Below are 13,719 nucleotides of genomic sequence, written 5' to 3'. Positions count from 1 at the left end.
CAGAAGGCGTTAACAAGATGATAATGATGTAAAAACAAGCAGCTTAGCGACAACTGCCAGGAGTAAAAAGCAAAGCGGGCAGCACGTTCTCCTGTGCACCAGATGCCGTTATCCGGATCGGCGCAAGCACTTTCAGATGAAGGTCAGACGGCCTGCGAGGGCAATTTTTAACCTCACTTTTGCGGGTTCGTCCCTTTCAAAGAGGCGTATTTTTGTTAACAATTAATCAACATACAGAGATATCTGTTATTTTTTGTTATTACATAAAGATGAAAATATGCGGTAAATGAGATAACAGGATATTTCCGCTAAATTTAAAAAAATAGCGATTCAGATCCAGAAGATAATACAAACCAATACCCTCATATTAATTTACAGGGTTTTCGGAAAAAACTTACCCTGTATAATAAGATGCGTATCAAATATGAATAAGAAAAACCTTTTTGCCAACACCAGCCTAATGAGATGACCGCGCTGAGGCATAGTTCTTTTCATTACGTAAACAAGGATGCTTTCGCTCTTTCCAGGGAAATACTACGGTATAGGGATCTGCACATTATATCCTTCCGGCATTTCGAGAGTTTTACCAAACTCTGCATAACGCTTTTAACAATCTGAGGCATTAAAAATGAAACCGGCATCCGTTATCATTATGGACGAACATCCTATCGTCAGAATGTCGATAGAAGTCCTGCTACAGAAAAATAAGAATATCACAGTCAAGCTCAAGTCTGGCGATAGCCATGAAGTCCTTGACTGTATCCGCAATCACCCTATCGATCTGGTGATCCTTGACATTGAACTCACGGGCACGGATGCTTTCGCTTTACTTAAAAGAATCAGAAACTTAAACAAGAACATTAAGGTTCTGTTCCTCTCGTCTAAATCAGAGTTATTTTACGCGGGTCGCGCCATTCGCGCCGGGGCAAATGGCTTCGTCAGTAAACGAAAAGATTTAGGGGAGATCTACAACGCCGTAGAAATGATTCTGATGGGCTATTCCTTTTTCCCGTCAGAGACGTTGAACTTTATAAACCACCTGGGTTCAGGGAAAGGGATGGCAGTAGATATGCCATTATCGAATCGCGAGGTCACGGTATTACGGTATCTGGCGAATGGATTATCCAACAAGGAAATTGCTGAACAGCTACTATTAAGCAACAAGACCATTAGCGCGCACAAATCCAATATTTATTCCAAGCTGGGTGTGCAAAGCATCGTGGAATTAATTGATTACGCTAAAGCCCACGAGCTGCTATAACCTGAATTCACTCCCTGCAGCTTATCTGAGCTGCAGGGAGTGCGGTCAGTGCTAATTATAATTAATCATGAAGGTGGCATCCGCATCAGCCCGTCCGGGCTGAGGGTTATCGGCAGTGGCAATATAATTGGCATAAAATGACAGAATCGCATTTCCCTGCGCATCAACCGAGACCGGCTGGCTGGCCTGCTGAAGCGCCAGCCGCGTTTTATCCGCATCCCTGATCTCAACGGCGACATGGCTTGCAGTACTGGCGTCATTCAGCGCCAGCAGGCCGCTATTACTTCCGTCGGCTTTACCCGAAAATGTAATGGACGCCGCGCCCGGCGGGCAGCCGGTCAGCTTCAGCGTAAACGGCATCGGCTGCGTGCGGCTCCCGGTGGTGCTGAGCTGTTTCGTGGGCCAGGTGCCCAGCGGGACGGCCTTGTCGCTGTCGCTGCCCTCGGCAACGCAGGTAAAATCGACGATATTGCCGTAGAGCCGAATGTTAATCTCGCCCAACGCGGTGTCCGCCTGAGCCTGCGTGCAAAGCGCAAAGAGCGCTACGGTGAGAAAACGGATCCTGTTTCGCATATCGGCTCCTTAGTCGTAATCCACGCGCAAATACCCGCGCGAGGTGAAACGCCCTTCCGCTGGCTTATTGCCCGTCACGCTCACCGGCCAGACCCGGATCCCGACCTGCGCCTGCGCGCTGTCGTCGAGGCGGAACGGAATTTTGCTCGTCAGGTTGTTGGGCGTCAGCGGCGCCCCGCTCTCGTTGGCGATGATGAACCCCACATCCGGGTTATCCGACACCAGCACATTATCAGAGACTTTTTCCGCCTCGACCCGCATCGTCAGCATGGCGTTCGCCTCCACGTTGGTGCATTTGATGGCGATGGTTTTGCTTTGCGATGAGACCCCCTCCGGCTTGTTACCCACGCCCGCCTTGCTGAACAAGGAGGCGCCAATGTCGCCGAAATCAAACTCCACCACGTTACCGGCATTGATGGCGCAGCTTTGCGGCACCTGAATGGTTCCGCTGTAGCTGATGGTATAGACCGGCGTGGTTAACGGATCGGAAGAGGTAGTGGTGACGTAAACGCGGAACATGGTGGCACGCGGGATCACCACCATGTTGATAAAACGCCGGGTCACCTTAAGACGGAAGACCAGGCTGGAGTCCTGAACGCCAAACGGTTTGTTTTTGGAGACGTTAGGATGGCTCCCCATCTGGATATAGCTTTTTGGCGGGTAAAACACGCCAGCATAGCTGTCCGTGATTTTCATCGCCCCGTCCAGATAGTCGTTAAGCTTCAGATACTGATAGCCATCGCTGGTCCCCGTGACCGGATAATCGGTCACATAGCTGCGCTTGGTGGTATTCCCGGTCGTGCCCTTCGGGCAGACGGCATTCACCCCTACCCACTGCGATTTCTCGCTGAGCGTCACGACCTGCCCAATCTGGTTATTCGAGCTGTTGAATTTATCCGTCAGGTCGTAATGCACTTCCGTCGGCACGCCTTTTTCATTGACGCACACGGTCGCTAATGCGTTTGTCGCGGGCAGTAGCGCCAGCAGCGACAAGGCAAAGAGTTGAGTTTTAATCACAGCCGATCCCCTTAAGTGTGATTGCCTGTTGCAGGCTCTGTTCAGACAAGCTGTAAGGTGCGCGACACTGGGACTGCGCCCCGTCGCCCCACTGGATCAGCAGTTCGCCCTCCAGCGGCAGCCCACTCAGGTAAATTTGCCCGTCATCCCCCACCATGCTCGTCACGCCGCTTTTGGTCTCACGCACCACCGCGCCGAACGGCACCGGCTGGTTGCCGCGCGTTACCGTCAGCAGGGCGCGCACGCCAATGCGGGTATCAAAGCTGGCGCGTACCAGCGCGCCTTTGGTCGGCACCACGCTGCTCACGTTGTTTTCGATATCGGTGTTGTTGCTCATGGTGTTGGTATCCAGCGCCACGCGGTTGTAACGATAGACGGTGGCATACGGCATCACCGCGTAGCCTCGCCAGTCGGTTTTCACGCCGGTCTGGTTTTCAATACTGACGCCCGATGCCCCCGGCGCTTTGATCAGCACGTTGGTGTCGCCCAGCGGCTGGCTGAAGGTCACGCCGTCGGCGTGGCCGACTACCCCGCCGGAGAGCTGCCAGTTGAGATCGTGCTGATCGCGGGAGTAGTTGTAGCCCACGCCCAGCGTGCCGTAGGTCGCCTGCCAGTTGGCGCTGGCGCTTCCGCTTGCGCCGTTGGTGCTGGCGTGCCCCTGGGTCACGCTGTAGTTCAGGTTGCGGTCCTCCAGCAGCGTTCCGCTGACGCCGGTTTGCCAGCTTGTATCGCCATCGCTGTTTCGACTGGCGGATGCCGTCGCGTAGGCGCGGTCAATCGCGCTGTCCCGGCGATAGCCCTGACGGGTAAAGAGGCTGAACGGCACGGAAACGTTAAATGACGCGATCCGATCGGTGCCGTCTATCCCCACGGATTTGTTCCACGACCACGAGACGGAGTAGTTGATCCCCTTCACGCCTCCCGCGTAGCCCAGCTGGTACCAGAGGTTCGTCTCGTCTGTTCCCCAGTAGGTCTGCTCGCTACCGGAGATATAGACCGAGCCGTAGTCCCCCAGCGACTGAGACACGTTGAGCTGGAAGCGGCCTTTTTTATTCCACGTCAGGTTGTGATAGCTCTGCACGTCCGGCACATCGTTATCGTTCTGGCTATCGGCATACTGATAGCCCTCCATTGAGCGCCAGGCGACATCGTCGAGGGTGTAAAACCCTTTTGTGGAGTAGCGGTAGCCCAGCAGCTGGAAGTTAGTGCCGAAGCCGTTAAGAGATTTCGCGTAGAGGAAGCGCAGAGACTGCCCTTCGTGCCTGCTGTCGTCCGCGAGCTGGCTGCGGGCGTGGGTGATATCAAGCGAGACCGCGCCCCAGTCGCCCAGGTTTTTCCCGGCCCCGACGGCCACCGCGGTATAGCGTGACGCCAGCTGCGTACCGCCGTAGAGCGTGTAACCGTTGGCAAGACCGGTAATCAGGGTGCCCTGAGTGAAGAACGGCGTATCCTGATCGCTGTTACCGCTGCGGTAATCCCCGGCAACGAGGTCATACTTCCAGCGACCTTCGCGCTGCAGAAGCGGCACGGTGGAGTACGGCACGGTATAGCGCTGCTGGGTGCCGTCTTTCTCTTCAACCGTGACTTCCAGGTCACCGCTTGAGGAGGTCGGGTTAAGATCGGTAATCGCAAATGCGCCCGGCTGGACATAGCTTTGATAGATAACGTAGCCGTTCTGGCGAACCACCACTTTGGCAGGCGTACGGGCGATCCCCCGCACGGTCGGCGCGTAGCCCTGCAGGCTGTCCGGGTACATGCTGTCAGACGAGAAGAGCCGCCCACCGCGAAAACCCATGCTGTCGAAGACGTCATTCCCGGTATTGCTGTCGCCCAGCACCAGTTCGCTTTTGAGCGGGATGACGGTGCGCTGCGCCCAGGTGCCAATATTCTGCCACTCGCTGTGCCGCTGCCCGTTATTCTGCGTGTACCGCCATGCGCCGTTGTTACGTAAACGCCAGGCGCCATAGTTCAACCCGCTTTGCAGGTTGAGGTAATAGCTGTCGTCTTCGCTTCCCCGGTTACCGGTGAAGCTGTAGTTCACCAGCGCGGCGGGAATGCCTTCATCCCACTGTTCGGGCGGAATGTAGCCCCGGGCGCTGTTTTGCAACGCCACCTGCGGCAGGCTGACGTCCAGACGCTGTGAGGCAAAGTTGAATGCCGTTTCGCTGCCGGGTATAGCCGTGGTCAACGGAACGCAGGTCTCGCCCTGCACCTTAGCCAGCTCGGGAAACGCCGCGACGTTAACGCCAAAGCGATCGAGCATCGCGCGCGTAATGCACGCCGACAAACCGCCCGCCACCGGCGGCGTGTTCTCGGCCTGCTCGAAACGCACGTCCTGGGTACCGATAAACTCATCGTTACGCCAGATATCCACGCGATAAACGCCGGGTGCCTGCTGGTGTCCTTGTTCAAAACGCGACAAATCCGCCACGCTGGCGGTGTCGTCGGACAAGAAGGCCGGGTTGAAATAACTTTCGCTCCAGCCAGCCTGCGGCCAGAGCGCAGCCATCAGCGCCAGTGCAACCGGGCAGTAACGTCTCTGGTGGTTTTTCATCGCCCTGACTCTGCTCACAGGTTGACGCTACGCGCCGGAGTGATGGCACCGTAGTCATTCACGCTCTGCCAGGAAAGCGTGCCGCTGGCACCGGCTGGCAGCACCTGCTGAGCCGAGCTTTTCGGTGCAACCATCAGGTTATCCAGCTGCTGCCCGCCCAGCTTCAGGTTGACGAGGGTGATGTAATACGGGGAAGCGTTGCTGACTTTGAGATGGCTGCCCGCGCGCTCAAACCGCAGCTGGGAAAGCGCCTCTTCCGGCTGCATCGCCAGGTTGTTCGGGCGCACAAACAGCTTGATGCGTGAGAGGATCGCCAGCTGCAGCACGTTATTGTTTTCCGTTTTCGCTTTATTCACCGACGGGATCGCCTTCACGTTCATGTAAAAGAGCGATTCGCGATCGGCAGGCAGCGCTGGCCCGGCGTAAATAATACGCAGCGTGTTTTCACTGTTCGGCTCGCTGACAAACAGGGGCGGAGTGACGGCAAAGGTTTTTTCTTTTTGCCCGCTCGCATTTTCGATCCACGCGTTAATTAAATAGCGTTCCTGTTTGTTGCTGTTAGTGATCGCCAGCGACGTTTGCTTCGCCTCTGCGGGATAAATAACGCGCGTGGCCCCCAGCGCAATACCGCCGGAAGCATTTGCGCAGGCAGAAACCATCATCAAAATAAACGATAAAAAAAGTCCTGGTTTAATTAGGGTATTCATCACAACCGTACCTTTAATAATGTGTTCGCAGGTGTTATGGATAAATCAACGTAAACCAGACATCCGACTGAATTTTGCCTGGCTCGAGGTGTTCGGAAATAGCCCGATAGCGGGCGCTAAAATGGAACGCGAGCTCGCGGGTATCGATCGGCAGCCAGCTGACGGCCGTGGCGTTTGGGATAATCTGACGCTGCTGTTCGTCAAAGAGCGCCAGCCCCACGCCGCTGCTGACGGGCGTTTCACCCGGCCGCGAGGTCGCCAGAAAGACCTGCGGATCTTCTGCGGGCGTCGCGCCCTGAAACTGGATCCCCACGGTGCGCGAAACATCAACGCTGCAGTCCAGCAGCCGCACGGTAAAAGGCACGTTAACCGTGGAAAAACTGCCCACACCGGAAAATGAATTGGTTCGGTACTGCCCCATGTCGATGCGCATATTCTGGCTGTCTGGCGCCACGGCGCAGCCGCCGTTCACCAGTTCACCTCTGAGATGAACCTTGCCACCTTCGATCACCACGGTATGCGCCGATGCCGGGCAAGCCATCGCAAGGGTTAACAGCAGTAGTGTTCCAGTCCTTGTCATCCTTCGTTCCTGGCATTAGCGTATGACGGGCCTCGTCCGTGAGGCCTGAACATCCCTGTGCGGAGGAATTACTCGTATTTCATTACGAAGGTGGCGTCAGCGTTTGCCTGGCCTGGCTCAGTGGTGGCAGCCGTTGATTTGTAACGTGCGGTGAACTTCAGGGTGTTGGTCCCTTCGATCAGCGTCTGCGCAGCAGAGAAGGTCGCGCCGTCTGGGGTCAGAACGCTGGATTTGCTGTCGAGGATTTCGATACCCACGCCTTTCGCGGTGTTGTCGTTGTTACCAGAAGTCACGGCCAGCAGGGTTTTGTCGGTTGGGTCGATCTGACCGGTGAACGCAACAGCGGCAGTTTTGGCAACCAGCGGATCGCAATCATTCAGTTCAATGTTGAATGGAATATTAGAGGTGGTGTCGCCCACTTTGGTAAATTTCGCGGTGCGATACTGACCCAGATTAACGGTCTGCTCGGAAGAATCAGTATTTACTGAACAAGCCGCATTAACCAGCTCACCTTTAAAATGTACGGTACCGCCATTTACGGAAACCGGCGCAGCAGGATCTGCTGCATTTGCGGCACCTGCAACCAGGGCCAAAGTAGCAATAACAGTAGAAGCAATGTTGCTGAGTTTCATGTCTATTCCTTTAAAATGTAAATAACCCTTCCCGCGAATAATCGGGAATAAGAAATACGTTCAATTGATTAATTGAAAGCTTATTTCGGAGGAGACAAAGTAGCTCAGGACGCGTTTTTTAAATATGTCAAAACGCTGCTATTTCGCCAGGTCACATCCTAATCCCGCCTAAGAAATTGACCATCCCTTAAGAAGGCTTTTTGCGTCTCACTGATAAAAACGCGTAAAGGGTGACTGACAGCGACGCTCGCTTCTGACAAAATACACGCCATCCCCCCTTTCAAACGTTACAGACGGAATCTTCTCTCTGATGGCAGCAAAGATTATTGACGGTAAAACGATTGCGCAGCAGGTGCGCTCTGAGGTCGCGGAAAAAGTGAAGGCGCGTAAAGCTGCCGGAAAACGCGCCCCCGGGCTGGCCGTTGTGCTGGTTGGCAGCAACCCGGCATCGCAGATTTATGTCGGCAGCAAGCGCAAAGCGTGTGAAGAGGTGGGCTTCGTCTCCCGCTCTTACGATTTGCCGGAAACCACCAGCGAAGCAGAACTGCTGGAACTTATTGACACCCTGAATGCCGATAAAGAAATCGACGGTATTCTGGTTCAGCTGCCGCTGCCGGCGGGTATCGACAACGTGAAGGTGCTGGAGCGTATCGCGCCGGATAAAGACGTGGACGGTTTCCATCCGTACAACGTTGGCCGCCTGTGCCAGCGCGCGCCGCGTCTGCGCCCGTGCACGCCGCGCGGCATTGTGACGCTGCTGGAGCGCTATAACATCGACACCTACGGTCTGAACGCCGTGGTTATCGGTGCGTCCAACATCGTGGGTCGCCCGATGAGCATGGAGCTGCTGCTGGCGGGCTGCACCACCACCGTAACCCACCGCTTCACCAAAAACCTGCGTCACCACGTCGAGAACGCCGATCTGCTGATCGTCGCGGTCGGCAAGCCGGGCTTTATTCCGGGCGAGTGGATCAAAGAGGGCGCGATTGTCGTGGACGTCGGGATTAACCGTCTGGAAAACGGCAAAGTGGTCGGCGACGTGGTGTACGAAGATGCCGCCGCGCGCGCGTCTTACATTACCCCCGTACCGGGCGGCGTAGGCCCGATGACCGTAGCAACGCTGATTCAGAATACGCTGCAGGCGTGCGAAGAATATCACGACGTAGAGGACGCGTAAGATGGCGACTTTTTCATTAGGTAAACACCCGCACGTTGAGCTGTGCGACCTGCTGAAGCTGGAAGGCTGGAGCGAAAGCGGCGCGCAGGCGAAAATCGTTATCGCCGACGGGCTGGTAAAAGTCGACGGCGTGGTAGAAACGCGCAAGCGCTGCAAGATCGTCGCGGGTCAGACCGTGAGCTTTGAAGGACAGAGCGTAACCGTTACGGCCTGAGCCATTTTATGCCCTCACCCTAACCCTCTCCCACAGGGAGAGGGGATATAAAATCCCCTCACACCCATCGCGGTTATTTATCGATCAACTTCAAATAATCACTATTTCATCTGTTGAAACATGAAAATTCTGTTGCGCGTTTTTCACTCTTTGCCCACGATAAGTAGAACGTTCTACTAAAACGTTCTACTTACAATAACAGCGCCAGAAAAGCGCTACTCGGGGGAAATCAGCATGAGTCTGATATCAGGGTTTGTTAAATCGCTGTCTAAGTTATCGATGATTGGTCGCGCCTTAATGCTGCCAATTTCACTGCTTCCCGCTGCGGGCCTGCTGCTGGCCTTCGGCGATAAGTTCCATCTGCCGCTGATGATGAACGCGGGCGGGGTTATCTTTGATAACCTGCCGATGCTGTTTGCCATTGGCTCCGCCGTGGGTCTGGCGTCAGAATCCGGCATCGCGGCGCTGTCTGCGGCGGTGTCGGTGTTTGTCACGAATATCACCATCAGCACCGTGCTGAGCATCACGCCGGAAATGGCCTCCCAGGGTGGGAAATACGCCATGGTGGTCGGCATCCCGACGCTGCAGATGGGCGTCTTCGGCGGCCTGATCTGCGGTATTCTCGCGGCCTGGTGCTATAACCGCTTCCACACCATGCAGCTGCCGGAGTTCCTGGGCTTCTTCTCCGGCAAGCGCTTCGTGGCCATTGCAACGGCGTTTCTGTCGTTCCTGATGGGGCTGCTGCTGCCGTACGTGTGGCAGCATATCCAGGCCGGTATCGACGCGCTCTCCGTGGTGGTGAACGGCGATAATCAGGCGGCGTCGACCTTTATCTTCGGTCTGGTAGAGCGCGCGCTGATCCCGCTCGGCCTGCACCACATCTGGTATCCGTCCTTCTGGTATTCGTTCGGGGATTACACCACCCAGGCTGGACAGGTGATCCACGGCGACCAGACGATCTGGTTCAAGATGCTGGAAGAAGGAGTGAAGTCCTTCAGCAGCGACACCTACCAGAATGCCGGTAAATTCATGCAGGGCGAATTCCCGCTGATGCTGTTCGCGCTGCCCGCCGCGTGCCTGGCGATGTATCACGAAGCCCATACGAAGAATAAGAAAATCGCGGCCGGTATTCTGTTCTCTGCGGCGCTGACCTGCTTCCTGACGGGGATCACCGAACCGGTCGAGTTTACCTTTATCTTCGTGGCGCCGATCCTGTACGTCTTTAACGCCATCATGGCGGGCCTGGCCTACATGACCATGTATCTGCTGCATGCGCATATCGCCAAGTCGTTCTCCGCGGGCTTTATCGACTATCTGTCATTCGGGATCCTGCCGTCCTTTAACGGCTACAAGACCAACTTCCTGAATGCGATTATCATCGGCATTCCAATGGGTCTGATTTATTACTTCACGTTCCGCTTTGTGATCCGTCGTTTCGACGTGAAAACGCCGGGCCGCACTGAAGTGACCGCCAACGCGGATGATAAGTCTGATTCAGAACTCGCGACCGAGATCATCACCCTGCTGGGCGGGGCGCACAACATCGACTCCGTCGGCGCCTGTATCACCCGCCTTCGCCTGGAAGTGGCAAAAAGCGAGGTGGTCGATAAGGACGGCCTGAACGGACTCGGCGCGCGCGGCGTGGTCTTCGTCGGCGACAACGGTATTCAGGTGATTTTCGGTGCCAGAGCACAGTTTATCGCCCAGACCATGTCCACCATGATCGGCAAATAATAAGATGCCTGAACGACGCGTCTCCTGTAGTCTGGGAGACGCATTGTCGTATCTGACTGATAATCGGTGAATTTCAGGGAGCGGTTTTGAAGAAAGTCAGCATTATTGATGTCGCAAAGCACGCGGGCGTATCGGTCTCAACCGTCTCGCTGGTTTTGCGCCAGAAAGGGAAAATCTCAGAGGCAACGATCGAGAAGGTCAACGCTGCCATCAATACGCTGGGCTATGTTCATAACGTTGCCGCTGCCAATCTCCGCGCCAATACGTCCAATCTGATTGGCCTGATCCTCCGCGACTTTAGCGACAGTTTCTCCATCAAGGTGATGGCGAGTATCGTCCAGGATCTTGAAAAACAGGGGTATATGGTTTTTCTCGGCCAGCCCCAGAACGACCATGACCATCTTGAGCGCTGCCTGCTGTCGTTTAAGCAGCAGGGCGTCGCCGGGGTTATCTATCTGGCCTCGGATACCCGCACCTCCACCCTGCCGGAGCAGATTCGCCGCTGCCCGCTGCCGCTAGTGGTGGTTTCTCAGTCGCTGCTGGATGAAAAATGCAATCTGGTGATGCGCGATAACCGTCAGGCGGCAAATCTGGCGGTGCGTTATCTTATCGAGCGCGGCCATCGCAATATTGCCTACATTGGCGGACGTGAAGGCTGCCTTATCCGCGAGCAGCGCCTGCTCGGTTTTCGCAGCGCGATGACGCAGAACGGGCTGGTCTGGCGGGATGAATACTCTCCGGCCTGCAGCGATGACACGCTGGCGGCGGGTTTCGCCACCCGCCAGCTGCTGGAAAAAAACAACACCATCACCGCCCTGCTCTGCCACTCTCCGGATGCCATGATCGGCTCCATCTCCGGTATTCATCAGGTTGGACGAACGGTGGGTAAAGATGTGTTTCTGACACAGCAGGTCGCGCTGGTCGGTTTCGAAGATATGCTCCACGTTAACCTCACCTCGCCGTCCTTTACCTACGTCTCGTCAGCCAGCGAAGAGACGGGGCGTCAGGCTGCAGGGCTGATTATTCGCACGCTGAAGGAGCCGACGCTGCAAACCCAGCGCATTACGCTTTCCGGACAGCTTATCGCGCGCGAGTCGGCGTAAAAATAAGAATTTGACGCGGATCTGCCGGCGCGGGATTGCTGCTATATTTCCATGATTTGCCATGGATAATCGCAATGCCTACCGTTATTACACACGCTGCTGTTCCGCTTTGTCTGGGCTTAGGCCTGGGAACCAAAGTGATTCCTCCCCGCCTGCTGTTTGCCGGGATTGTCCTCGCCATGCTGCCGGATGCCGACGTGCTGGCGTTCAAGTTCGGCGTCGCGTACGGCAATGTTTTCGGCCATCGCGGCTTTACCCACTCCCTGCTGTTCGCCTTTGTGGTGCCGATACTCTGCGTGCTGACTGGACGACGGTGGTTCCGGGCCAGCCTGACGCGGTGCTGGCTGTTTTTAACCGTGTCATTGCTATCGCACAGCCTGCTGGATTCGATTACCACGGGCGGGAAAGGCGTCGGCTGGCTGTGGCCGTGGTCAGATGAACGCTTCTTTGCGCCGTGGCAGGTGATTAAGGTCGCGCCGTTTGCGCTGTCGCGCTACACCACGCCGTACGGGCATCAGGTGATCGTGTCGGAGCTGCTGTGGGTGTGGCTGCCGGGAGTCGTGCTGATGGGGTTGCTGTGGTGGAGAAAACGTGGGCGCTGATGCCCTCACCCCGGCCCTCTCCCACGGGGAGAGGGAGAAAACCTAATAATTCCCTCTCCCTTTGGGAGAGGGTTAGGGTGAGGGGAAAATTACTTACGGCGCCAGGTGGTGCCCTGCGGGCCATCTTCCAGAATGATGCCCATCGCGGTCAGACGGTTACGCGCCGCATCTGCCGCCGCCCAGTCTTTTGCCTGACGCGCTTCCAGACGCGCTTTGATCAACGCTTCAATTTCCGCCACTTCACCGTCGTCCGCCTGCGCACCGCTCTGCAGGAACGCGTCCGGATCCTGCTCCAGCAGGCCGAGCACGGAGGAGAGCTTACGCAGATGGGACGCCAGCGCATTCGCCGCGACCATATCTTCTGACTTCAGGCGGTTCACTTCGCGCGCCATGTCGAACAGCACGGAGTACGCTTCCGGGGTGTTGAAGTCGTCGTTCATCACCTCAACGAAGCGGGCTTCGAACGCTTCGCCGCCTGCAGCAGGAACAGACCTGTCGGTACCGCGCAGCGCGGTGTACAGACGCTCCAGCGCCGAGCGCGCCTGTTTCAGGTTCTCTTCGCTGTAGTTCAGCTGGCTGCGATAGTGGCCGGACATCAGGAAGTAGCGCACGGTTTCCGCGTCGTAATACTTCAGCACGTCGCGCACGGTGAAGAAGTTACCCAGCGATTTAGACATCTTCTCGCGGTCAACCATTACCATGCCGGAGTGCATCCAGTAGTTAACGTACTCGCCGCCGTGGGCGCAGGTGGACTGCGCGATTTCGTTTTCGTGGTGCGGGAACATCAGGTCTGAACCGCCGCCGTGGATATCGAAGTGCTTGCCCAGCTGCTTGCAGTTCATCGCGGAACATTCAATGTGCCAGCCCGGACGGCCTTCGCCCCACGGTGATGGCCAGCTTGGCTCGCCCTCTTTGGACATTTTCCACAGCACGAAGTCCATCGGGTTACGCTTCACGTCAACCACGTCAACGCGCGCGCCGGCCTGGAGCTGGTCCAGATCCTGACGGGAAAGCGAACCGTAGGTTGGGTCCGTCGGCACCGAGAACATCACGTCACCGTTGTCCGCAACGTAGGCATGACCGCGTGCGATCAGCTTTTCGGTGATCTCGATGATTTCGTGAATATGGTGGGTGGCACGCGGCTCGCTGTCCGGGCGCTGAATATTCAGAGCGTCGAAATCTTTGTGCATTTCGACGATCATGCGATCGACCAGCGCAACAAAGCTTTCGCCGTTTTCATTAGCGCGCTTGATGATTTTGTCGTCGATGTCGGTGATATTACGCACGTATTTCAGGGTGTAGCCCAGAAAACGCAGGTAGCGTGACACCACGTCGAAGGCGACAAAGGTACGGCCATGGCCAATGTGACAGAGATCGTAAACCGTAATACCACACACGTACATGCCGACTTCCCCGGCATGGATAGGTTTAAATTCCTCTTTCTGGCGCGTCATTGTATTAAAGATTTTTAACATCGAAGATTCCATGTAAACACGTGTGTGGTTGAAAACCGGCTATTCTACCCGTAATTCAAACCCGAAGCAGCACACAATGCAAGGTGATCG

Annotated in this window: 13 protein-coding genes; 6 read left to right on the top strand and 7 right to left on the bottom strand. The window is 55.9% G+C overall.

Going from position 1 to position 13,719, the window contains the following annotated elements:
- Positions 1–628 precede the first annotated feature (628 nt).
- Positions 629–1,261 carry a fimbria biosynthesis transcriptional regulator FimZ gene (gene fimZ, locus QMN93_RS02885; protein WP_033144828.1) on the top strand — a complete coding sequence of 211 codons (633 nt, stop codon included), beginning with the start codon at positions 629–631 and terminating at the stop codon, positions 1,259–1,261.
- Positions 1,262–1,312: 51 nt separating this feature from the next.
- Here the strand turns inward: fimZ and sfmF are convergent, their stop codons facing one another.
- The 6 genes from sfmF to fimA all read right to left on the bottom strand — a co-directional run bounded on the left by sfmF (position 1,313) and on the right by fimA (position 7,324).
- A complete protein-coding gene (gene sfmF, locus QMN93_RS02880; protein ID WP_039263992.1) occupies positions 1,313–1,834 on the bottom strand; it encodes a fimbria assembly protein in 522 nt (173 codons plus the stop codon).
- Between the two features lie 9 nt (positions 1,835–1,843).
- On the bottom strand, positions 1,844–2,851 hold the full coding sequence (gene fimH, locus QMN93_RS02875; protein WP_033144826.1) for a type 1 fimbria D-mannose specific adhesin FimH: 1,008 nt from the start codon (positions 2,849–2,851) through the stop codon (positions 1,844–1,846).
- Positions 2,844–5,405, bottom strand: a complete 2,562-nt coding sequence (locus QMN93_RS02870) for a fimbrial biogenesis usher protein (protein WP_182383130.1) — start codon at positions 5,403–5,405, stop codon at positions 2,844–2,846. Before QMN93_RS02870 ends, fimH begins: the two co-directional genes overlap by 8 nt.
- Positions 5,406–5,419: 14 nt before the next feature.
- Positions 5,420–6,112 carry a type 1 fimbria chaperone FimC gene (fimC, locus tag QMN93_RS02865; protein ID WP_033144824.1) on the bottom strand — a complete coding sequence of 231 codons (693 nt, stop codon included), beginning with the start codon at positions 6,110–6,112 and terminating at the stop codon, positions 5,420–5,422.
- Between the two features lie 34 nt (positions 6,113–6,146).
- Complete coding sequence (fimI, locus tag QMN93_RS02860) at positions 6,147–6,692, bottom strand: type 1 fimbrial protein subunit FimI (protein WP_008499334.1); 546 nt, start codon at positions 6,690–6,692, stop codon at positions 6,147–6,149.
- 68 nt (positions 6,693–6,760) lie between these two features.
- Positions 6,761–7,324: a type 1 fimbrial major subunit FimA gene (fimA, locus tag QMN93_RS02855; RefSeq protein WP_023310641.1), complete on the bottom strand. Its 564-nt coding sequence runs from the start codon at positions 7,322–7,324 to the stop codon at positions 6,761–6,763.
- Positions 7,325–7,634: 310 nt separating this feature from the next.
- On the opposite strand from fimA, the gene folD reads away from it, so the two are divergent.
- The 5 genes from folD (at position 7,635) to QMN93_RS02830 (ending at position 12,154) form a co-directional block, all read left to right on the top strand.
- Positions 7,635–8,501: a bifunctional methylenetetrahydrofolate dehydrogenase/methenyltetrahydrofolate cyclohydrolase FolD gene (folD, locus tag QMN93_RS02850; protein WP_008499332.1), complete on the top strand. Its 867-nt coding sequence runs from the start codon at positions 7,635–7,637 to the stop codon at positions 8,499–8,501.
- A 1-nt stretch (position 8,502) separates the two neighbouring features.
- On the top strand, positions 8,503–8,715 hold the full coding sequence (gene ybcJ / locus QMN93_RS02845; RefSeq protein WP_023334767.1) for a ribosome-associated protein YbcJ: 213 nt from the start codon (positions 8,503–8,505) through the stop codon (positions 8,713–8,715).
- A 234-nt stretch (positions 8,716–8,949) separates the two neighbouring features.
- Positions 8,950–10,449 (top strand): PTS transporter subunit EIIC, encoded by a 1,500-nt coding sequence (locus QMN93_RS02840; protein WP_029741054.1) that lies wholly within the window; start codon positions 8,950–8,952, stop codon positions 10,447–10,449.
- An 86-nt stretch (positions 10,450–10,535) separates the two neighbouring features.
- Complete coding sequence (gene malI / locus QMN93_RS02835) at positions 10,536–11,552, top strand: Mal regulon transcriptional regulator MalI (protein ID WP_023310638.1); 1,017 nt, start codon at positions 10,536–10,538, stop codon at positions 11,550–11,552.
- Positions 11,553–11,626: 74 nt separating this feature from the next.
- The gene (locus QMN93_RS02830; protein WP_039263988.1) at positions 11,627–12,154 is read left to right on the top strand and encodes a metal-dependent hydrolase; all 528 of its coding nucleotides are present in this window, start codon (positions 11,627–11,629) and stop codon (positions 12,152–12,154) included.
- An 89-nt stretch (positions 12,155–12,243) separates the two neighbouring features.
- Here QMN93_RS02830 and cysS read toward each other — a convergent pair whose 3' ends face one another.
- Positions 12,244–13,629 (bottom strand): cysteine--tRNA ligase, encoded by a 1,386-nt coding sequence (gene cysS, locus QMN93_RS02825; RefSeq protein ID WP_193138876.1) that lies wholly within the window; start codon positions 13,627–13,629, stop codon positions 12,244–12,246.
- Positions 13,630–13,719 lie beyond the last annotated feature (90 nt).

Origin of the sequence: Enterobacter sp. R-1.6.2 (assembly GCF_035064085.1) — a bacterium.
GTDB classification, from domain to species: domain Bacteria; phylum Pseudomonadota; class Gammaproteobacteria; order Enterobacterales; family Enterobacteriaceae; genus Enterobacter; species Enterobacter asburiae_B.
Note: the sequence above shows the minus strand (reverse complement) of the source record. Positions and strands in the feature narration are given on the sequence as shown.